The sequence below is a fragment of the Flavobacterium terrae genome, from assembly GCF_900142035.1.
Classification (GTDB): domain Bacteria; phylum Bacteroidota; class Bacteroidia; order Flavobacteriales; family Flavobacteriaceae; genus Flavobacterium; species Flavobacterium terrae.
This window is the reverse complement of record NZ_FQZI01000001.1, coordinates 29263-50776: the sequence shown is the minus strand read 5'-3', so window position 1 is coordinate 50776 and position 21514 is coordinate 29263. Positions and strand designations below refer to the sequence as shown.

Below are 21514 nucleotides of genomic sequence, written 5' to 3'. Positions count from 1 at the left end.
AATTTTTTTAAAGAAGTCGAAGATAGTGATTTTAGCTATCTTTTTTCATGCAAATGCTATTTTCAACCCCAACGTATTGACCGTAATTTGGGATAAGATGATAGCCTGTTTTTTGGTATAAAGAAACTGCGCTAGTTAGTTTTGGTGAGGTTTCAAGAATATAGGAAGTAAATCCTTTTTCTGTTGCCCAGTTTTCTAATTCGGTTAGAATTATGCGAGCTATTCCTTTGTTTCTGTGGTTTGGGTGCACAAACATTCGCTTAATTTCAGCAGTGGTGTCATCGTATTTTTTAAATCCACCACAGCCAACAGCTTGTTCATTTTCGTAAATAACCAATACATTTTCTAGTACGACATTGTTGTAGAAGGCAAAAAATTCTCTTTCATCTCCATCAATATCAACTAAATATTCATCAAAGAGGGCAGATAGTTTTTTGAAATCTAGATTATCAGAATTGGTCTTTACAAGGTTCATTTTTTATCGTTGGCTAAAAAGAAGTTGCTTGATTTTTTAGGGTATTTATCGTAGCTTTTATCGCTAGGATTTTCAATTACAGTTTTTAGATTGACAATATCACCAATTTTAAAGTTTTTGGCAGTGTATTGATAATCCAACAAGAATTCGCCACAGAAATAATTTCCATCTGCATCTTGTTCTATAGCTCCTGTATACACTCCTTTTTTATCTTTTGACATAATTTTTTATTTCCTTCAAAGATACGTATTTGTTAACAAAAAAAAACAGCCATCGGGAGATGGCTGCTTGGAAATTATGCTGCAAATTTTAATAGCTCAAGAGATATTTGAATCATAGATTCAAACGTTGGCTCATTGTCTTTATAGATAATTAGACTACTAACATCGATATTTGATCTAATTTTCTCTTTATTCTTTATATAAAATGTTTTGCAGCTTTTATTGTAGCCTAGAACAAAAGCAATCTCGTCAAATTCGCCTTTATCTAAAAATGGAATTTTAGAATATTCGTTTAATTCCATATTATTAAATAGTTGTAGAAGAATTCCTTTTAAATGATTGCTATTTGAACCGTTTGAAACTTTAAATATTCTCTCTTCTTTACCAAAACCAATATTTTTTTCTGTTGGATTTTGGTTAACAAGTCTTACTTCTTTTAAGTTGCCATTTTCTAGATGATTCTTCAAGAAGTATCTAGGTGGAGCTTGCTTTAATTCTAAAGTATAATTTGAAACCCCTTTATTTCTCATGAAGTTATTAAAAGCCGAACTGAAAATTGTTTTTACACCATGATTTTCTTTTCTTTAACAATTAAATAACCATACTTTGAATTTTTAGGTATGTATATCAAAAAGAAAAAGCGCTTTGAAACTAAATTATCAGCTTTAATGTCGATAATTTTTTCATTCGTCGCTCTATCTTTTAATTTTCCTTTTTCACCCGTGTAAGACGAGTCAAAATAACCCGAAATTGTTCTGTTGTTATGATTTAATTTTTGAACGCCATCGAGTGTAAATGTTCTGTATTTACCTTGACTATCAATATAATCTCTTATGTTTTTGTTAATGTAAGCACAAAAATCATTCATTGTGTTTAATAAATCTTCTTCTTCATTGTAGAAGTTTAGTACCTGCTGTTCTTTCGCTTTGTTTAATATTGAAAAGCGATAAATTTCGATTTTTACCATTGTAAATTAAGAATTTAATTGTTGATAACTTTTCTCAATCCCTTATAAAGATTGGATTTTAGTTTTAAAATATTAACTGTTTTAAATTCTGTGAAAATTTAACTTGGAAAGAAGATTTCGATTTTCTACATTTGGTGTATGAAAAAAGTAGGTGAGGTAACCTCATCATCTTTATAACTTAAAATTAATGGCCGGCAAGCTTTAATCATTTAAGTTTCCAAGTTAGGGATGTCTCACAGATGTCCCTTTTTTTATTTTCTTTTTTTACCTCAGCATTAAATTAAAGGTTAAAATTCTATAAAAAGGCTTCTAAATAGAAGCCTTTAATTATTACAAAGATAATAGAAAGAATCGATATAAAAAATGTTCTATATAAACTTTTTCTATGACCCACACATTTCGCAGTCTTCAGGACCGGCATTTTTAGCCAGTTCAATCATAGCTCGGTATTCTTCGGCGCTCATTGGAGCAGGTTCGGCAACCACTTCCATAGTGATAGCTTGTGCTTCTTCTTTTATAACAACTGGTTCTTCTTTTTTGTCGTTATTCAAAGTAAACTTGATTGCATCTACAGCCGCTTTGGTTCTTAAATAATACATTCCAGTTTTTAATCCTGACTGCCAAGCATAGAAATGCATAGAAGTTAGTTTTGCATAAGTTGCTCCTTCCATGAATAAATTCAGAGATTGTGATTGGTCAATAAAATAACCTCTGTGGCGTGACATATCGATAATGTCTTTCATTGACATTTCCCAAACTGTTTTGTATAATTCTTTCAAGTCCTGTGGAATGGCATCGATATTTTGTACCGAACCGTTATGACGCATGATTTGTTGTTTTAAATCTTCGTTCCACAATCCTCTTTTTACCAAATCCTCTAGTAAATGTTTGTTTACTACAATGAATTCCCCCGAAAGTACTCTTCTTGTATAAATATTTGAAGTATATGGTTCAAAAGCTTCGTTGTTTCCTAAAATTTGTGATGTAGAAGCCGTTGGCATTGGTGCCATTAATAGCGAGTTACGTACTCCGTGCTCCATTACTTCTTTTCTAAGTGAAGCCCAGTCCCAACGCCCTGATAAGTCAGAATCTTGAATTCCCCAAAGGTTATATTGGAATTCTCCTTGTGAAATAGGAGATCCTTGGAATGAAGAGTATGGTCCTTCTTCTTTTGCCATTTCCATCGAAGCAGTAACTGCCGCGAAATACATCGTTTCGAAGATTTCCTGATTCAATTGTTTTGCTTCGTCGCTGGTAAAAGGCATTCTCAATAAGATAAAAGCATCGGCTAAACCTTGAACACCTAATCCAACTGGACGGTGACGCATGTTAGAGTTTTCGGCTTCTTTTACTGGGTAGTAGTTTCGGTCGATTACTTTATTTAAGTTGCGAGTCACACGTTTGGTTACACTATATAATAAATCGTGGTTGAATTTTCCGTTTTCAATAAACATTGGTAACGAAATCGAAGCCAAGTTACATACGGCAATTTCATCAGCCGAAGTGTACTCCATAATTTCAGTACATAAGTTTGATGAACGAATCGTTCCCAAATTCTTTTGGTTTGATTTACGGTTCGCCGCGTCTTTATATAACATGTAAGGAGTACCAGTCTCAATTTGAGATTCTAAGATTTTCTCCCATAATTCACGTGCTTTGATGGTTTTTCTTCCTTTGCCTTGTGCTTCGTATGAAGTGTATAATGCTTCGAACTCATCACCATATACGTCGTATAATCCCGGACATTCGTTAGGACACATCAAGGTCCAAGTAGAATCTTCCTGAACACGTTTCATAAACAAATCGGAAGTCCACATCGCAAAGAATAAATCTCTGGCACGCATTTCTTCTTTTCCGGTATTCTTTTTCAAGTCTAAGAAATCGAAAATATCAGCATGCCAAGTTTCTAAATAAATGGCAAAACTACCTTTACGTTTTCCTCCACCTTGGTCTACATAACGAGCGGTGTCATTGAAAACACGTAACATTGGAACAATTCCGTTAGATGTTCCGTTAGTTCCACGAATGTAAGATCCAGTAGCACGAACGTTGTGAATAGATAATCCGATACCTCCAGCAGATTGCGAAATCTTAGCCGTTGATTTTAGCGTGTCATAAATTCCGTCAATACTATCATCTTGCATTGATAATAAGAAACATGATGACATTTGTGGTTTTGGAGTACCTGCATTAAATAAAGTTGGTGTCGCGTGGGTAAAGAATTTTTTAGACATTAAATCGTATGTTTCAATCACCGATTCTAAGTCGTTTAAGTGAATTCCCACCGAAACACGCATTAACATATGTTGAGGGCGTTCTACAATTTTACCATTAATTTTTAATAGGTAAGAACGCTCTAAAGTTTTGAATCCGAAATAATCGTAATTAAAGTCACGATTGTAGATAATGTGCGAGTTTAGGAACTCCGCATTTTCCATAATTACTTTGTGTACTTCTTCTGATAAAAGAGGTGCTTCCTGATTGGTTCTAGGATTTACATAATGGAACATTTCATTCATCGTTTCTGAAAACGATTTGTTGGTGTTTTTGTGCAAATTAGAAATAGCAATACGGGCAGCTAATTGTGCATAATCTGGATGCGTAACAGTCATTGATGCAGCAGTTTCGGCAGCAAGATTGTCAAGCTCCGAAGTGGTTACTCCATCATATAATCCTTCAATAACACGCATAGCTACTTTTACAGCATCTACCATGTCATTTAAACCATAGCATAGTTTTTTAATTCTATCTGTGATTTTGTCAAACATTACTGGCTCTTTGTGGCCATCTCTTTTTACAACGTACATAAATGTTAGTTTTTTGAAAATAGACAATCCCTTCTCTATCTTCGGGTTCTTATTTGATTTTATTGATAATAACGCAAGTCTCCCGACTTTTTATGCGTTTTATTGTGAATGTTGTCTTCGAGAGCCTCAGACAACGCGAGAACCTCAGATGATTTTGGTGGTTGAGGTTCTCGAAACCACCTTTAGTTTATATTAAAAATCGGCGTCGAAACTAATTTTGTTAGCTTCAGTGTCATTGTTCATAACACCAGCTTTTTGGTATTCAGCAACACGTTTTTCAAAGAAATTTGTTTTTCCTTGTAATGAAATCATATCCATGAAATCAAAAGGATTTGTTGAATTATATTCTTTATTACAACCTAATTCTACTAGTAATCTATCAGCAACGAACTCTAAGTATTGAGTCATTAATGTAGCATTCATTCCAATTAAACTCACTGGAAGAGATTCTGTAATAAACTCTCTTTCGATGTTTAATGCATCAACAATGATTTCTCTAATTCTAGCTGTAGGAACTTTGTTCATTAAGTGATGATTGTGTAAGTGTACAGCAAAGTCACAGTGAACACCCTCATCACGAGAAATTAATTCATTAGAGAATGTTAATCCTGGCATTAAGCCACGTTTTTTTAACCAATAAATTGAACAAAATGCTCCTGAAAAGAAGATTCCTTCTACGGCAGCAAAGGCAATTAAACGTTCAGCAAATGAATCAGATTCAATCCATTTTAAAGCCCATTCTGCTTTTTTCTTGATAGCTGGAAATACGTCTAAAGCATTGAATAATTCATTCTTTTCATTGTCATCCTTTACGTAAGTGTCAATTAATAAAGAGTACGTTTCGCTGTGAATGTTTTCCATCATGATTTGGAAACCATAGAAAAATTTTGCTTCAGGATATTGAACTTCGTTTACAAAGTTTTCAGCTAAGTTTTCATTAACAATACCATCAGATGCTGCGAAAAATGCTAAAATGTGTTTTATAAAATATTTTTCGTCATCATTTAATTTATTGTTCCAATCTGACAAGTCTTGATGCAAATCGATTTCTTCGGCAGTCCAAAAACTAGCCTCCATTTTTTTGTACCATTCCCAAATATCATGATGTTTGATCGGGAAAATCACAAAACGGTTTTTGTTTTCTTGTAAAATAGGTTCAATAGTAGCCATAGCCATTTGAAAATTAGAGATTTAAAATTTTGATTTTTGTAACGATTGGGGTTTACAAAGATTCGAATTTGAAATCAAAAATGAAAGACATAGTTATTCACAATTAGCTTGAGTTTTTAACAACTCAGTAAAATAAGGGTCTCGCAAAGTTTTTAATTTAAAATACTGAAAATCAATATTTTAAAAATTGTATTTTTCTGAAAGTATTGTAAAATAAGGCCTTGAAGATTACTCTAAAAAGATGAAATTTTGCCTTAGAAGATTAATTGTTTTTTATCTATTTTCCAGATTGTAAATCTTTGGCTACTTTTTCTAATTCTTCGTACCACTCAATGCCAAAACGTCTAATTAAGGCTTCTTTTACAAATTTATAAACAGGAACTTCTAATTCTTTTCCAAGAGAACAAGCTGGAGAGCAAATATCCCAGCGATCATAATTAACAGCCTGAAAACTACTAAATTCTTTAACACGAATTGGGTATAAGTGACAAGAAACGGGTTTTTTCCAGTCAATTAGCCCTTGATTGTAAGCTTGTTCGATACCGCAAAGCGCTGTCTCTTTGTCAAAAATAACATAAGCACAGTCTTTATTGTCTATTAGTGGAGTTTCTAAATCTCCATCTTTTCCTTTCAACCAAGTACCTTGCTCCTCAATTGCTGCTATACCTTCAGGACGAAGAAATGGTTTTATAGTAGGGTATATTTTTTCCAAAATAGCTGTTTCTTCTTCTAAGAGTGGTGCGCCGGCATCTCCGTCTACACAACAAGCTCCTTTGCATGCAGTTAAATTGCACACAAATTCTTTTTCAAGAATATCCTCAGATACTATGGTTTTCCCTAATTGAAACATTTTGTCCTTTTTTTGAGGCGCAAAAGTACATGTTTTATTTGCAAATTTTACATGAACTGATAGTCTGATTTGTTAAAAGTATGACTCTGTTGTTTTAGAGATGTACAAGTCATGGTCATGTTTTTCGATTTTTCTTTCAAATCTGTATAATCCATAAACATGGTCAGTGCTTTTTGACCCGGCTTAAAAATATCTTTGATAGCTGCTGGTAGTGAATTGTTTTGTTGTGATTTAAACATTTCTGAAAAGCCAACTTTAGCTTCATCAGTGTAATAAATTATAATTTTAGAGTCTGAACTCGTGGCTTCAAGACCTTTACAGCTAAATCCTAAAAACGTTTTGTTTGGGAGTTTTTTATAAGTGTATTTTTTTGTGTTTGCAGAAGTAGATGAATCAATATTGTCTGGAATTTTTGAAGCCATGGCTATTTTTTTACCACTTTTATTGAATGAGTTTACCATCAATCTACTTTTAGTATCCATAATCATGAACATTTCAGAGCCTTTTTGATTCATGTTTGCTCCGTAGTAACTTGCATTAGGTTGTAAAAAATAATCAATATTCATTTCTTTTCCAGAAGATGTTTTCATTATCAATGTGTATTTCCAACTAAAATCATATTTGCTAGGAATTGAAGAAGCATCAACTTTGTTTTTACCATACATCATTGCATTTTGCATTGCTTTTTTTTGAGCTTCTGTTGGTTGTTGAGCCACAATATAATTGCTCATAAAAAGACTAAGGAATGCAATAAAAATAGTTTTTGGACTTTTCATTTTATGTATCATGTTGTTTTAGTTTGATTTACAGTAAATTTAAGAATTATATCTAATTGTTTAGTAGTTGTTTAATTTAAATATCTTTGTAAGAAAAATTGATTATGATTTTTGACTGGAAAGAAGTTTTTACTGTGGGAATGGTTTTGTTTGCTGTAATTGATATTGTAGGGACAATCCCAATTATTGTTGATTTGCGTAATAAAATTGGGCACATTCATGCAGAAAGAGCCAGTGTGGTTTCTGGATTAATCATGATTACCTTTTTATTTGTTGGGGAAGGAATGTTGAAGTTTATTGGTGTAGATGTTAAATCCTTTGCGGTAGCAGGTTCAATAGTTCTATTTTTTTTAGCACTTGAAATGATACTTGGAATTAGTATTTATAAAGATGATGAACCTAAAACGGCCAGTATCGTGCCTCTTGCTTTTCCACTTATAGCTGGAGCTGGAACTATGACAACTTTATTATCTCTTCGTTCAGAATACCAATCTATCAATATCGTTGTTGCTATACTAATTAATATAGTAATAGTTTACATGGTTTTGAAACTTTCAGGGAAAATTGAAAAATTACTTGGACCAACGGGTTTAGGAGTGGTTCGAAAGGTTTTTGGAGTAGTTTTACTTGCTATAGCTGTTAAATTATTCGCTGCTAATGTTAAAGGTCTATTTGTTTAGTAGTAAAAGTTTTAATTTTGTCTAATAATTAGTTTTAAAATGAAAATTTTTACTTACATAGTACTTGTTTTGGCTGTAATATCTATTGTTGTTAATATCACTATGCTGGATTTAGATAACTTATTTGAAGGCGATAGTTTAGTGGCGTTAATTGGGATATTAGCTATTTTGTGTGCTGTTGTAATCCTTTTAATATTTAGAATCTCTAAATCAATAGACGAAAAACTAAAAAGACAATCGTAAATGTTTGATGTTTTAATAATTGGAGGAGGAGTCTCTGGATTTTCTTGTGCCCTTGTTTTAGGGTCGGCTCACAAAAAGGCTTTTGTACAGGACAAAAAGATTGGAATTATTGCACATCAAAAGGCTTCTTCTTTACAAGATGCCATTTTTTACAATGCTTACGGAATAGAGTCTGGTAAATTAGGTTCGGACTTATTAGTTGAAAGTGTTGAACAACTTCAAAAAAATTATCCTCATATAAATCAAATTGAAGGGGAAAAAGTAATAAAAGTAATTTCTGTCAATGATGGATTCGAAATTGTTACCAATAAAAACACATACTCTTCAAAAATTATAGTTATTGGAGTAGGTTCTTCTAATTTGTTTACTATTGAAGGCTTGATGGATTATGTAGAGCCACATCAAAAGTCTTTGCCAGAGAAACAACGTATTCAACTTAAAAATATAGACCAAAAAGTTGCAGAAGGTATTTATGTGACGGGAACACTTGCTGGACACAGAAGCCAATTAGCTATCGCGGCTGGAAGTGGGGCGGCTGTTGCTACTGATATTTTGGTTTTATGGAATAACGGTATTGAAACTCATGCACACGACAGCATAAGAGTGAAGTAGTTTTATTAATGTTTCAACGCTTCTTTAAGCATTGTGTCATCTTTTAATATTACATGATAATATTGATTCTCACCTAAGAGTTGACGGCAAAACTCTGCTGCAAGATATCGCTTTACAAAAGTTGGATTAGAATTTAAATCTACAAACGAATCAGACCTGTGTATGAAATCACTAAACTTGAAAAAGTAGTCGTCTGTTATAGTTATTTCTTTAATCAAATCAGTGTAATTTAGTTTTTCAAAATATTTTCTGTTTTTATCTATTTCCTTAAACACATAATTAGTCACAACTCCTGACTGCATTAATAAAGGTACAATTTCATTTCCTTTAGAAGCTTCAAGCGGAACAAAAACATCAGGAACAATGCCTCCGCCACCATAAACAACTCTTCCCTTAGGGGTTTTAAATTTTAATGTGTCAGCAATTTTTATACTGTCTTTTGAGTACATTTCTCCGTTGTGGTATCTGTTCATGAAATCATTAAAATATTCTTCATTTCCTCCATGATCATAAGGTTTTTGTATTGATCTTCCCGTTGGAGTGTAGTAACGAGCTATTGTAAGTCTTACACTTGAACCATCTTTAAAAGGCATGTCACGTTGCACCAATCCTTTTCCAAAAGAACGTCTTCCAATAACTAATCCTCTGTCGTTGTCTTGTATGGCTCCAGCTATAATTTCACTGGCTGATGCTGTGTTTTCGTTTATTAAAACTGTTATTTTTCCATTTTCAAATGAACCATAATCTGTCGCAAATGTTTTATCTATGCGATTCTTTTTGTTTTTTGTAAAAACGATTAGTTTTTTTTCTGGCAGAAATTCATCAGCAATGGCAACAGCTTCTTCTAAATAGCCTCCTCCATTATCTCTTAAATCTAAAATAAGCTCCTTAGCACCTTGTTTAATTACTTTGGTAAGTCCTGATTTGAATTCTTTGAAAGTTGTTTCAGCAAATCGATTGATTTTTATATATCCAATTTTCTTATTAATCATTAATGCAATGTCAACGCTTTTTACAGGTATTGTGTTGCGATTAACTGTTGTGTTGAACTTTCTCTTCTCGGATTTTCTGTAAACTGTAAGTGATACCTTTGAGCCAATTTCTCCTTTTAGTTTTTTATAGAGTTTGTCTGTGTTTATTTTCTTTCCAAATAATTTTTCGCCATCTGCAGCTAATATTCTGTCGCCAGATTTTATGCCCGCTTTTTCAGAAGGGCCATTTTTTACAGGATTAATAACAATTACCGAATCATTTTCAATAAAAAAATTAACACCTATACCTACGAAGTCACCTTTCATTTCTTCTGCCACTTGTTGTGCTTCGTTTTTAGCGATATACACAGAATGTGGGTCGAGCTTTTCTAATATTCCAGTTACGGTTTGATCTACAATGGAGTCGGTGTCTATGTTGTCTACATATTCCGAATCAATAAATTCTATGAGTTTGTTTAGTTTTTGCTTTGTTTCGTTTTGAATAGATGTCCTGTCAGATGAAGGGGCTTTGATAAAAATTCCGCCCAATAAAAATCCTACAGCTATTGCTGAAAAGATAATAATTGGGAAATATACTTTATCAATTTTCATTTAATCTAGTTCTTCTATTAGTGTAAGTTCAACGCCAGCTTTTTTTAAAAATTCCAAACCCGAATTGTCTTTATACCCCTCGTGGTATACCACTCTTTTGATGCCGGATTGATGTATTAATTTACTGCATTCTTTGCAAGGTGAAAGAGTTATATATAATGTAGCGTCTTTACATGATTGGGTCGAATTAGCAACTTTTAAAATTGCATTTGCTTCAGCATGTAAAACGTACCAATGGGTTAAATTATTTTCATCTTCACAGCAATTTTCAAAACCTGAAGGAGTTCCATTGTAACCGTCAGATATTATCATTCTATCACGCACAATAATCGCGCCAACTTGTTTCCTCCTACAATATGAAAGTTTGCTCCACTCTTTTGCAAGTCTTAAATAGGCTTTGTCGTATTTGTTTTCTTTTTTTTCTGTCATTTTATCTATTCCAAATTGGGCTTTGTATGATTAAGGGAACCACGACTCCTATTATAAATGCAGACATTACTAGTGTCCAATCTCTTTTTGAAAACCTAAATACAGTTTGAACTAAATAAGAAATTATTAAAACCACAAAAACTACTATAATTTGTGCGGCTTCTATTCCTAATGCAAATTCACCTAATGGTAATAATTTGTCAGTTGCATTTCCTGGTAAAATAGTTTTAAAATAATTTGAAAAACCTAATCCGTGGATAATTCCAAAAAACAAAGTTACAATAGCAGAAACAGTTATGCTTTCATTTTTTCCAGATTTTCCAGCAGAAAAAAGATTAAATATGGCTACTATAAGTATTGTAATTGGAATGACAAATTCAACTAAATTTTCTTTAATGTAAACGATGCCGAAAACAGATAAGATTAGTGCTAATGAATGTCCAATGGTAAATAAGCTTACTAGTATAAACAGTTTTTTCCAATCGTTAAATGAATAAGGAACTGTTAGTGCAATTAAAAAAAGAACATGATCGTAGGCATGAATGTCTAAAACATGCTTCAATCCTATATTGAAGTATAGCCAAAACTCTTGCATAATTGATGGGTTAAAGGATTTTCAAACTTACAAATTTATTCGTTTATGCATTTTATAGAATGATACAATTTTTTGATAACATTTTTTTTATAAGTACATTTGTTAGAAATTAAAACTATACACCATGTCATTTTCAGATTTATTTGATAGCGAATTTAAGGCAAGAAATAAAGGTCATTTTTCAGCAATTGTGCGTGTTGCTATTGCAGATGGTGATTTAAGTGAGGAAGAAAAGCAATTTTTAGATAAGCTTAAAAACCGTTTAGAAATTTCAGATGCAGAATACGAAGAAATTTTAGATAATCCTTTAAAATACCCTATTAATCCACCTTCTTTACATACTCAAAGAATTGAGCGTTTGTATGATTTGTCAAGAATGGTGTATGTGGATCATGTTTTAGGGCCAAAACAAAAAGAGATTTTAACAAAGTTTGCATTAGCTTTGGGCTTTACTCCAGGAAACGTGAGTTATATTGTTGATAAAGCTTTTTCCCTTTTGATGCTTAATGTAGATTTAGATACATTTGTGTACGAAATGCAACACATGAATAAATAAAAAAGTCCCTTTTTAAAAGGGACTTTTTTGTTAATAACAATTGTATTTATAAAAATTAAATTTTAAAAGTAATTACTGGTTTAGATGCATGGTTTACTAAGCCTTCACTTATACTTCCATTAAAAAAGTGGTATAAACTTGTTCTTCCATGTGTTACCATTCCTATAACATCAGCGCCAACACTATTAGAGAAGTTTAAAATTCCTGTTTCAACATTAGAGTCGTTGTAGATATGTAGTGAATAATTAGTAATTGGGTAACTCGCCACAAAATCTTTCATAATTTTTTGTGCAGCGTGAGATGTTTTAAAGCTATTAGGTGTATTAATCATCACTAAATCAATATGTGATCCTAATACTTTTGCAAAAGCAACAATTTTTTCAAATGGTTTTCTAGCTTCTTCAGAAAAGTCAGAAGCGAAAACAAATCTGTCGGTTTTGAAATTAGTTGTTTCGTGTTTTATTATTAATACTGGCGCTTCAGAAGTTCTTACAATTTTTTCAGTTGTAGAACCTACAAACATTTCTTGAAAGCCAGAAGCTCCGTGCGATCCCATTACAACTAAATCTATGTCGTGTTTTTGGCTTGATTTTATGATGCCTTCAAAAGCCCTTTCGTATTTTATAGCTTCAGTAACTTTAATTCCTTCTAAATAATCTTTAGTTAATAATTCCTCTAGTTTTTCGTTAGCTTTTTTCATAAAAAGCATAATCTCTGGTATGTCTGCGCCGTGGCTTACTGCATCAGCCATTTGGCCCGGGAATTCAAGCATGTGTACAATGAAGATTTCTCCGTCGTTATCTCTAGCAATTTGTGCAGCAACTTTTAGGGCATACTCAGCGTGTTCGGAAAAATCCGTTGGAACTAATATTCGTTTCATAATTAGTGTATTTAATGTTAATACTTTAGTGAAAGTCAGAATTGTACATTAAAGGTAAGAAAATATTTAACATAACGCAAAATTTCATTTTTACAAAAAAAGTAGTATATTTGCGCCATTATTTAGTAGTTTTTTAAATAATGAGGCACGCACAGCGTGCCTCTTTTTATACAAAATGGGTTTTAAAGACAAAGTAAAACAATTGTTAGATGCAGGCTTGGAAGAACATCCAGACTTGTTTTTAATTGATTTAACAATTACCGATAGTTACAAAATTATTGTAACTTTAGATGGTGATAATGGTGTTCAGTTGCAAGATTGTATTAACATTAGTCGTGCTATTGAACACAATTTAGATCGCGAAGAGCAAGATTTTTCACTTGAAGTTGCTTCAGCGGGAGTTTCTGCACCACTAAAGCTTGTTCGTCAATTCAAAAAAAATATTGGCAGAACATTAAAAGTTAGAACAGCAAATCAAACAATTGAAGCATTGTTAATTGATGCTTCAGAGGAAGATATCACACTTGAATGGAGTTCAAGAGAGCCTAAAAAAATAGGAAAAGGAAAAGAAACCGTGCTTCACAATGAAAAAATTGCTTATAGCGATATTGTGGAGGCAGTAGTTACTATAATATTTTAAAATTAAAGAGTTGGCATGGAGAATTTAGCATTAATAGATTCGTTTTCAGAATTCAAAGATGATAAACTGATAGATCGCGTAACGCTTATGGCGATTTTGGAAGATGTGTTTCGTAATGCATTGAAGAAAAAATACGGATCAGATGATAATTTTGATATCATTATCAACCCTGACAAAGGGGATATGGAAATCTGGAGACGTAGAGTTATTGTTGCAGATGAGGATTTAGATTTTGAAAATGAAGAAATATCTCTTTCAGAAGCTCGTAAAATTGAGCCCGATTTCGAAATAGGAGAAGAAGTATCTGAAGAAGTGAAGCTTATCGATTTAGGAAGAAGAGCTATTTTGGCTTTACGTCAAAACTTGATTTCTAAAATTCACGAACATGATAATACAAATCTTTACAAACAATTTAAAGATTTAATTGGAGATATTTATACAGCAGAAGTACACCATGTACGTCCAAAAGCTGTAATTTTGGTAGATGACGAAGGAAACGAAATCGTATTACCAAAAGAAAAGCAAATTCCATCAGACTTTTTCCGTAAAGGAGACAACGTTCGTGGAATTATTGAAAATGTTGAGCTTAAAGGTAATAAGCCGCAAATTATAATGTCAAGAACATCTGAGAAATTCTTAGAGAAATTATTCGAACAAGAAATTCCAGAAGTATTTGACGGTTTAATTACTATCAAAAAAGTAGTTCGTATCCCAGGAGAAAAAGCAAAAGTTGCTGTAGATTCTTATGATGATAGAATTGATCCAGTTGGTGCTTGTGTAGGAATGAAAGGTTCACGTATTCATGGAATTGTTCGTGAATTAGGAAACGAAAATATTGATGTAATTAATTATACAAATAACTTACAGTTATATATAACAAGAGCATTAAGCCCTGCTAAAGTATCTTCAATCAAAATTGACGAAGAGAAAAAAACAGCAGAAGTATATTTAAAGCTAGAAGAAGTATCTAAAGCTATTGGTCGTGGAGGTCACAATATTAAATTGGCTGGTCAATTAACAGGATATGAACTAGATGTAATTAGAGAAGGAAACGTAGCAGAAGACGATGATGTTGAATTAACAGAGTTCTCTGATGAAATCGACGGATGGATTATTGATGAGTTTGCAAAAATTGGTTTAGATACAGCAAAAAGTATTTTAAGTCAATCAGTAGCAGATTTAGTTCGTCGTACAGATTTAGAAGAAGAAACCATTCTTGAGGTTATCAAGATTTTAAAAGAAGAATTTGAAGATTAATCACCATAATCCACAAATAAAATAAACCATAAATAAAATTTATGTCTGAAGGAACAATAAGAATAAACAAAGTTTTAAGGGAATTTAATATTTCGTTAGAAAGAGCTGTCGATTTTTTAAAGGACAAGGGCTTTACTATTGAGTCTAATCCAAATACAAAAATCACTGACGAAATATACAATATCCTTTCTAATCAATTTGCTGGAGACAAAGGAAACAAAGATGCTTCAAAAGAGGTTAGTGAAGAAAAAAGAAAAGAAAAAGAAGCACTTCGTTTAGAGCGCGAACATGAAATTGAGGAAAAACGCAAACAAGATGAAGAGCGTGCTCGTCAAGAAGTGATCAAAGCTAAAGCAAGTGTTATAGCTCCAAAACAAGTGGGTAAAATTGATTTAACTCCTAAGCAACAACAACCTGTTGCAGAAGTTAAACCAGTTGAGCCTGAAATTGTAGAGCCTAAAAAAGAAGAGGTTAAGCCAGTTGAAGAAGCACCAAAAGCGCCAAAGGTAGAGCCTGTTATAAAAGCAGAAAGTAAGCCAGTTATTGAGAAAAAAGTAGAGAAGCCAGTTTCAAATCCTTCAGACGAAACAGCTGCCGAAGAAACTCACGAAACACAATATCAAAAACTTTCAGGAACGACTTTTACAGGAAAAACAATTGACTTGTCTCAATTTAATAAGCCTAAAAAGAAACCAGAAGATAAAAATCAGAACCAAAATAAACCAGGGAATAATAACCAAAATGCTGGTGGTGCTGATAAAAAGAAAAGAAATAGAATTCCTTCAAAACCTGGACAACCAGGACAAGGTGGTGGACAGCAAGGACAGGGTGGTCAAAACAGACCTCAAGGACAAGGTGGTTTTAACAAACCAGGAGGAAGTAAACCTTTTGGAAAAGGAAACAATACTCGTCCTGCAATCGTAAAGGTTGAGCCTACCGAAGAAGAAGTTAAAAATCAAATTAAAGAAACTCTTGAAAGACTTCAAGGGAAAGGAAATAAATCTAAAGCGGCTAAATATCGTCGTGACAAGCGTGATTCACACCGTGAACGTACAGAAGCTGAATTAGCAGCACAAGAAGAAGGAAGCAAAACGCTTAAAGTAACTGAGTTTGTTACTGTTGGTGAAATTGCAACTATGATGGATGTGCCTATTACTAAAGTTATTGGTACATGTATGTCACTTGGTATCATGGTAACCATGAACCAACGTTTAGATGCAGAGACTTTAACAATTGTTGCTGATGAATTTGGATATGATGTAGAATTTATTACTACAGATATTGAAGAAAACATTGAAGTTGTTGAAGATAGACCAGAAGATTTAAAACCTCGCGCACCAATCGTAACTGTAATGGGTCACGTTGACCACGGTAAAACATCATTGTTGGATTACATCCGTAAAACAAATGTTATTGCAGGTGAGTCAGGGGGTATTACACAGCACATTGGAGCATACGGTGTAGAGTTAGATAACGGTCAAGAAATCGCTTTCTTAGATACACCAGGTCACGAGGCGTTTACCGCGATGCGTGCTCGTGGAGCCCAAGTTACTGATATTGCAATTATTGTAGTGGCTGCCGATGATGATATCATGCCACAAACAAAAGAAGCAATCAGTCACGCACAAGCAGCTGGTGTTCCTATTGTGTTTGCTATCAATAAAGTAGATAAGCCAACGGCTAACCCTGAAAAAATTAAAGAAAAATTAGCTGCCATGAACTTCTTGGTGGAAGATTGGGGTGGGAAATACCAATCACATGATATTTCTGCAAAAACAGGATTAGGTGTTAAAGAATTATTAGAAAAAGTATTACTAGAAGCTGAGGTGTTAGAGCTAAAAGCTAATCCTAATAAACCAGGAGTAGGAACTGTAGTAGAAGCATTCTTAGATAAAGGACGTGGATACGTTTCAACAGTATTAGTTCAAGCAGGTACAGTAAAAGTTGGAGATTATATCTTAGCAGGTAAAAATCATGGTAAGATTAAGGCAATGCATGATGAGCGTGGCAAAAACGTGAAAGAAGCAGGTCCATCTACACCAATTTCAATTTTAGGTCTTGATGGTGCGCCAACTGCCGGAGATAAGTTTACAGTTTATGAAGACGAAAGAGAAGCAAAACAAATTGCTGCTAAACGTACTCAATTAATGCGTGAGCAGTCAGTTCGTGTACAACGTCACATTACGTTAGATGAAATTGGACGTCGTATTGCTTTGGGTCAATTTAAAGAATTAAACATTATCCTTAAAGGAGACGTGGATGGTTCGGTTGAAGCATTATCAGATTCATTCTCTAAATTATCTACTGAAGAAATTCAAATTAATATTATTCATAAAGGAGTTGGAGCTATTACAGAATCTGACGTAATGTTGGCTTCTGCTTCAGATGCAATCATTATTGGATTTAACGTTCGTCCTGCTGGAAATGCTAAACAATTAGCAGAGAAAGAAGAAATCGATATCCGTCACTATTCAATCATCTATGCAGCGATTGACGATTTACGTGATGCGATGGAAGGAATGCTTTCTCCAGAAATGAAAGAAGAAATTACTGGTACTGCAGAGATCAGAGAATTATTCAAAATTTCTAAAGTGGGAACAATTGCTGGATGTATGGTTACTGATGGTAAAATCTTTAGAGCGAATAAAATCCGCTTAATCCGTGAAGGTGTTGTAATTTACACTGGAGAATTAATTGCGTTGAAACGTTTCAAAGATGACGTTAAAGAAGTTTCTAAAGGATATGACTGTGGTATGCAAATTAAAGGATACAACGATATTCAAGAATATGATATCATTGAAGGATTCACTGAAGTTGCAGTTAAGAAAAAATTGAAATAATCGTTAAAGATTTATCATAAAAAAAGCTCAATCGAATAGATAGGGCTTTTTTGTTTTTAACTGAATTACTGGTACTATTTTTGAGGACTTAAATAGTGTAAAATTATTCTTTAACAATATTAAAATCTTCTATGAAGTCTCTTCTAATCTCTCTGTTTATTCTTTTGTCTTTTTGTCAAAATTCTGAAAATAGAGAAACCTCAAAAAAAGAGTATAGTACATATTCTAAAGAAGCTTTACAGTTTTGTAAAAAGAATAAATTAGAAAGCAATTATTTTTTATTGGCTGATTTAGGTGTTCATTCAGGAAAAAAGAGATTATTTAAATATGATTTCAAAAAGGATACAATAGTTTCCTCTTACATGGTTAGTCATGGTTGTTGTGATAGTATGTGGGGTCAAACTTTTACAAAAAATGATCCAAAAATTAGCAATGAAGCCGATTCACATTGTTCATCTACTGGCAAATATATCATTAAGGAAAGAGGTGTGAGCCAATGGGGAATCAAAGTAAAATATCTTTTGCATGGTAAAGATAAAACCAATTCAAATGCTTTAAATCGAGCAATAGTGTTACATTCTTGGGAGGAAATTCCAAATGAAGAGGTTTATCCCAAAGGAACTCCCGAAGGTTGGGGGTGCCCAGCTGTTTCAAATGAAGCTATGCGAGAAATTGATAAATTATTAAACCAATCAAAAAAACCTGTGCTACTTTGGGTTATAAAATAAAACCCGATAGCTAAATTATCGGGTTCTTTTTAATTATTATGTAAGGAATTATTAAACTTCTTTTCCTTTGGTTAAATAATAAATTGGAATTCCTGCTAACATGATTAGCACTCCCCATCCACAAGTACTTGTTCTGTCAATTAACAGCATAACACAAATGGCTGATGCGACTATGATGTATAGAGCTGGGAGAAAAGGATAAGCAAAAGCCTTGTATGGTCTTTCGGCATCTGGCATTTTTTTACGTAAGATGAAAATCCCATAAATGGTAAGGATATAGAAAATGATAACAATAATCATTACAAAATCTAATAAATCACCATACTTTCCAGTCAAACATAAAGCAGAAGCCCAAATACACTGAATCCATAATCCCCATCCTGGAACACTTGCATTATTTAAGTTTGCAGCTTTTTTAAAGAATAACCCATCTTTTGCCATAGTGTAATATACACGCGATCCAGCCATAATTAGGCCGTTGTTACAACCAAAGGTTGAAATCATAATCATTATTGCAATAATAATGGTTCCAGTTGCTCCAAAAATATGTTCAGAAGCTACTACGGCAACTCTGTCAGAAGGAGCAAATGCAATTTCTTGTAAAGGCATCACTGCAAGGTACATTAGGTTGGCTAAAATGTAAATAATACTAACAATTAATGTTCCTAAGAAAAGACTTAGACCTACATTCCTTTCAGGGTTTTTTATTTCACCAGAAATAAATGTTACTCCATTCCAAGCGTCACTTGAAAATAATGACCCTACCATAGACGCGGCAATAGCTGAAAGTAAAGCATATCCTCCAACTTCCGTCCAAAGATTTGTTTCCTTATTAAATGATTGGGCAGTCCATGCATTTGTCCAATTGGCATTCCAGATATCACTTTTAGCAGCAAGTATTAATCCGAAGATAATTAATCCGAAAAGGGATGCTATTTTAGTAATCGTAAATATTTTTTGAATTATTTTTCCGTTTTTAACACCGCGACTGTTAATGTATGTTAGGATAATAATGGTTGCAATAGAAACCAACTGCGCAGCACTTAATTTGAAAGAATCAGTTTCAATCAAAAAATTATTTTCGCTAAATGCTGGAATTAGATAGGCAGCAAATTTTGAAAAAGCAACGCCAACCGCTGCAATTGTACCTGTTTGTATAACTGCAAAAAAACTCCAGCCATATAAAAAGGCAATCAGTTTATTGTACGCCTCTTTTAAATAAACATATTGACCTCCAGCTTGAGGAAACATTGAGCTTAATTCTCCGTAGCTTACAGCTGCGGTCATAGTAATTAGGGCAGAAACAATCCAGATAAGAATCAACCATCCAGCACTTCCTACATTTCTAGTAATATCAGCACTTACAATAAAAATACCTGAACCAATCATCGAACCTACAACAAGTAATGTTGCATCCATTAGACCAAGCTCACGTTTAAAATTTTGTTTTTCGTCTTGCATAATTTTTTGGTTAGTTTTGATAAAGATATAAAAACAAATAGTATAGCGAGTTTTTTTGTAACTTTAGTAAAACATTAATTTTTTGAAAAGATGGAACATGTAAAAGAGTATACTAATGGGGAGGTTACAATAGTTTGGAAACAAGAATTATGCGCTCACTCCGGAATTTGCGTTCGAGGGTTGCCAAATGTTTTTAAGCCAAAAGAAAAACCTTGGATTCATCCTCACACAAGCACTTCAGATGAATTAGTGAATCAAATTAAAAAATGCCCCTCTGGAGCATTGTCGTTTTATTATAATAAGGATAAAAAAGATGAGTAACATATCAGAAAAATCAATAGTAGTTAATCAAGAAAAAAAAAGATTTGAATTAGAAGTAGAAGGAAAAATCGCTTATATAGAATACATTTTAAACAATGAAAATATTATGTTTCTTACTCATACCGAAGTACCTGTTGGTCTAGAAGGAAAAGGTGTGGGTTCTGCAATCGTATCAAAAGTATTAGATTATATCAAAGAAAACGGATATACGCTAGCACCGCTTTGTCCTTTTGTGGCTGCATATGTGAAGCGTCATCCTGAACGAAAAGAAATTTTGGCTAAAGGTTACAATGTTTGATAGGATAATAACCTAATCCCACAATAAACTTTTTCTATCTTTGCTGAATGAATGAAAACTTGAATCCAAATAAAGAACGTTTTTCTCCAGAAGAAGTTGATATTGAAAAGGCACTAAGGCCTCTTTCATTCGATGATTTTACAGGTCAAGATCAAGTCCTTGAAAACCTTAAAATCTTTGTACAAGCTGCTAATCTTAGAGGAGAAGCATTGGATCATACTTTGTTTCATGGCCCTCCTGGACTAGGTAAAACTACATTGGCAAATATATTAGCTAACGAATTAGGAGTGAGTATCAAAATCACTTCAGGACCTGTGTTGGATAAACCTGGAGATTTAGCGGGTTTGCTAACAAATCTTGATGAGCGTGATGTTTTATTTATTGATGAAATTCACCGTTTGAGTCCTGTGGTCGAAGAGTACCTATACTCGGCTATGGAGGATTTCAAAATCGATATCATGATCGAGTCAGGGCCTAATGCAAGAACTGTTCAAATCAATCTTAATCCTTTTACATTGGTAGGAGCCACAACACGTTCAGGTTTGTTAACCGCTCCTATGCGTGCTCGTTTCGGAATTCAATCACGTTTACAATATTACAATACCGAATTGCTGACGACAATTGTACAGCGTAGTTCTTCAATTTTAAAAATGCCTATTTCGATGGAAGCGGCAATAGAAATTGCAGGCAGAAGTAGAGGTACACCTCGTATTGCTAATGCTTTATTACGTCGTGTGCGTGACTTTGCTCAAATAAAAGGAAATGGTAAAATTGATATCGAAATTGCTCGTTTTGCTTTAAAAGCCCTACATGTTGACGCTCATGGGTTGGATGAGATGGATAACAAAATCCTTACCACCATCATTGATAAATTTAAAGGAGGTCCTGTTGGGTTAACAACTCTCGCAACAGCAGTTTCAGAAAGTGGTGAAACTATCGAAGAGGTTTATGAGCCGTTTTTAATTCAGGAAGGATTCATTATTCGTACCCCTCGAGGTCGTGAAGTTACCGAAAAAGCATACAAACACTTAGGAAGAGTTCGTGGTGCCAATCAAGGCGAATTGTTTTAGGGCATTCCCCTTCGGGCAAACGGCTTCGCCTCGTGTCCCTTCGGGTCGGGCTTTA

The 21514-nt window shown here is 33.5% G+C and carries 24 protein-coding genes; 11 read left to right on the top strand and 13 right to left on the bottom strand.

Annotation, left to right across the window (positions count from 1 at the left end; translation table 11 throughout):
• Nucleotides 1-31: 31 nt before the first annotated feature.
• From BUC09_RS00245 to BUC09_RS00210, 8 genes are all read right to left on the bottom strand, one after another.
• Nucleotides 32-475, bottom strand: coding sequence for a GNAT family N-acetyltransferase (locus tag BUC09_RS00245; RefSeq protein WP_073307543.1), 444 nt, complete (start codon nt 473-475; stop codon nt 32-34).
• On the bottom strand, nt 472-696 hold the full coding sequence (locus tag BUC09_RS00240; protein WP_073307541.1) for a hypothetical protein: 225 nt from the start codon (nt 694-696) through the stop codon (nt 472-474). Before BUC09_RS00240 ends, BUC09_RS00245 begins: the two co-directional genes overlap by 4 nt.
• Before the next feature lie 74 nt (nt 697-770).
• Nucleotides 771-1226 (bottom strand): hypothetical protein, encoded by a 456-nt coding sequence (locus BUC09_RS00235; protein ID WP_073307539.1) that lies wholly within the window; start codon nt 1224-1226, stop codon nt 771-773.
• Nucleotides 1227-1258: 32 nt separating this feature from the next.
• Nucleotides 1259-1663 carry a hypothetical protein gene (locus BUC09_RS00230; RefSeq protein WP_073307537.1) on the bottom strand — a complete coding sequence of 135 codons (405 nt, stop codon included), beginning with the start codon at nt 1661-1663 and terminating at the stop codon, nt 1259-1261.
• Nucleotides 1664-2046: 383 nt separating this feature from the next.
• Nucleotides 2047-4470: a ribonucleoside-diphosphate reductase subunit alpha gene (locus BUC09_RS00225; protein WP_073307535.1), complete on the bottom strand. Its 2424-nt coding sequence runs from the start codon at nt 4468-4470 to the stop codon at nt 2047-2049.
• A gap of 192 nt (nt 4471-4662) precedes the next feature.
• Nucleotides 4663-5640, bottom strand: a complete 978-nt coding sequence (locus BUC09_RS00220; RefSeq protein WP_073308988.1) for a ribonucleotide-diphosphate reductase subunit beta — start codon at nt 5638-5640, stop codon at nt 4663-4665.
• A gap of 277 nt (nt 5641-5917) precedes the next feature.
• Complete coding sequence (locus tag BUC09_RS00215) at nt 5918-6490, bottom strand: DUF3109 family protein (RefSeq protein WP_073307533.1); 573 nt, start codon at nt 6488-6490, stop codon at nt 5918-5920.
• 47 nt (nt 6491-6537) lie between these two features.
• Nucleotides 6538-7278 carry a hypothetical protein gene (locus BUC09_RS00210; protein WP_143161833.1) on the bottom strand — a complete coding sequence of 247 codons (741 nt, stop codon included), beginning with the start codon at nt 7276-7278 and terminating at the stop codon, nt 6538-6540.
• A 92-nt stretch (nt 7279-7370) separates the two neighbouring features.
• On the opposite strand from BUC09_RS00210, the gene BUC09_RS00205 reads away from it, so the two are divergent.
• From BUC09_RS00205 to BUC09_RS00195, 3 genes are read left to right on the top strand one after another with little or no spacing between them, the layout of a single operon-like run.
• Nucleotides 7371-7946, top strand: a complete 576-nt coding sequence (locus BUC09_RS00205; protein WP_200778468.1) for a MarC family protein — start codon at nt 7371-7373, stop codon at nt 7944-7946.
• 39 nt (nt 7947-7985) lie between these two features.
• On the top strand, nt 7986-8189 hold the full coding sequence (locus BUC09_RS00200) for a hypothetical protein (protein ID WP_073307530.1): 204 nt from the start codon (nt 7986-7988) through the stop codon (nt 8187-8189).
• A complete protein-coding gene (locus BUC09_RS00195) occupies nt 8190-8801 on the top strand; it encodes an FAD-dependent oxidoreductase (RefSeq protein WP_073307528.1) in 612 nt (203 codons plus the stop codon).
• 5 nt (nt 8802-8806) lie between these two features.
• Here BUC09_RS00195 and BUC09_RS00190 read toward each other — a convergent pair whose 3' ends face one another.
• From BUC09_RS00190 to BUC09_RS00180, 3 genes are read right to left on the bottom strand one after another with little or no spacing between them, the layout of a single operon-like run.
• Complete coding sequence (locus tag BUC09_RS00190) at nt 8807-10384, bottom strand: S41 family peptidase (protein ID WP_073307527.1); 1578 nt, start codon at nt 10382-10384, stop codon at nt 8807-8809.
• Nucleotides 10385-10813 carry a deoxycytidylate deaminase gene (locus BUC09_RS00185; RefSeq protein WP_073307525.1) on the bottom strand — a complete coding sequence of 143 codons (429 nt, stop codon included), beginning with the start codon at nt 10811-10813 and terminating at the stop codon, nt 10385-10387. It lies immediately after the preceding gene.
• 1 nt (nt 10814) lies between these two features.
• Nucleotides 10815-11408, bottom strand: coding sequence for a HupE/UreJ family protein (locus BUC09_RS00180; protein WP_073307523.1), 594 nt, complete (start codon nt 11406-11408; stop codon nt 10815-10817).
• Nucleotides 11409-11532: 124 nt separating this feature from the next.
• Here BUC09_RS00180 and BUC09_RS00175 point away from each other — a divergent pair, with 124 nt between their 5' ends.
• Nucleotides 11533-11964: a tellurite resistance TerB family protein gene (locus BUC09_RS00175; RefSeq protein WP_073307521.1), complete on the top strand. Its 432-nt coding sequence runs from the start codon at nt 11533-11535 to the stop codon at nt 11962-11964.
• Between the two features lie 55 nt (nt 11965-12019).
• Here the strand turns inward: BUC09_RS00175 and BUC09_RS00170 are convergent, their stop codons facing one another.
• Nucleotides 12020-12844: a universal stress protein gene (locus BUC09_RS00170; RefSeq protein ID WP_073307519.1), complete on the bottom strand. Its 825-nt coding sequence runs from the start codon at nt 12842-12844 to the stop codon at nt 12020-12022.
• 175 nt (nt 12845-13019) lie between these two features.
• Between BUC09_RS00170 and rimP the strand changes: the two genes are divergently transcribed.
• The 4 genes from rimP to BUC09_RS00150 all read left to right on the top strand — a co-directional run bounded on the left by rimP (nt 13020) and on the right by BUC09_RS00150 (nt 18309).
• Nucleotides 13020-13484, top strand: coding sequence for a ribosome assembly cofactor RimP (gene rimP / locus BUC09_RS00165; RefSeq protein WP_073307517.1), 465 nt, complete (start codon nt 13020-13022; stop codon nt 13482-13484).
• 15 nt (nt 13485-13499) lie between these two features.
• Entirely contained in the window at nt 13500-14741 is a 1242-nt protein-coding gene (gene nusA, locus BUC09_RS00160) for a transcription termination factor NusA (protein WP_073307515.1), read from the top strand.
• A 41-nt stretch (nt 14742-14782) separates the two neighbouring features.
• Nucleotides 14783-17581, top strand: a complete 2799-nt coding sequence (gene infB, locus BUC09_RS00155) for a translation initiation factor IF-2 (RefSeq protein WP_073307513.1) — start codon at nt 14783-14785, stop codon at nt 17579-17581.
• Nucleotides 17582-17712: 131 nt separating this feature from the next.
• Nucleotides 17713-18309 carry a murein L,D-transpeptidase catalytic domain-containing protein gene (locus tag BUC09_RS00150; protein ID WP_073307510.1) on the top strand — a complete coding sequence of 199 codons (597 nt, stop codon included), beginning with the start codon at nt 17713-17715 and terminating at the stop codon, nt 18307-18309.
• Nucleotides 18310-18360: 51 nt separating this feature from the next.
• On the opposite strand, the gene BUC09_RS00145 is transcribed toward BUC09_RS00150, so the two are convergent.
• Nucleotides 18361-19770 (bottom strand): APC family permease, encoded by a 1410-nt coding sequence (locus BUC09_RS00145; RefSeq protein WP_200778467.1) that lies wholly within the window; start codon nt 19768-19770, stop codon nt 18361-18363.
• A 90-nt stretch (nt 19771-19860) separates the two neighbouring features.
• On the opposite strand from BUC09_RS00145, the gene BUC09_RS00140 reads away from it, so the two are divergent.
• The 3 genes from BUC09_RS00140 to ruvB are packed head-to-tail and all read left to right on the top strand — an operon-like array spanning nt 19861 to nt 21459.
• Entirely contained in the window at nt 19861-20091 is a 231-nt protein-coding gene (locus BUC09_RS00140; protein ID WP_073307506.1) for a (4Fe-4S)-binding protein, read from the top strand.
• Nucleotides 20084-20389: a GNAT family N-acetyltransferase gene (locus tag BUC09_RS00135; protein ID WP_073307504.1), complete on the top strand. Its 306-nt coding sequence runs from the start codon at nt 20084-20086 to the stop codon at nt 20387-20389. The genes BUC09_RS00140 and BUC09_RS00135 overlap by 8 nt, the downstream gene beginning before the upstream one ends.
• Nucleotides 20390-20436: 47 nt before the next feature.
• On the top strand, nt 20437-21459 hold the full coding sequence (gene ruvB / locus BUC09_RS00130; RefSeq protein ID WP_073307502.1) for a Holliday junction branch migration DNA helicase RuvB: 1023 nt from the start codon (nt 20437-20439) through the stop codon (nt 21457-21459).
• The last annotated feature ends 55 nt before the right edge of the window (nt 21460-21514 follow it).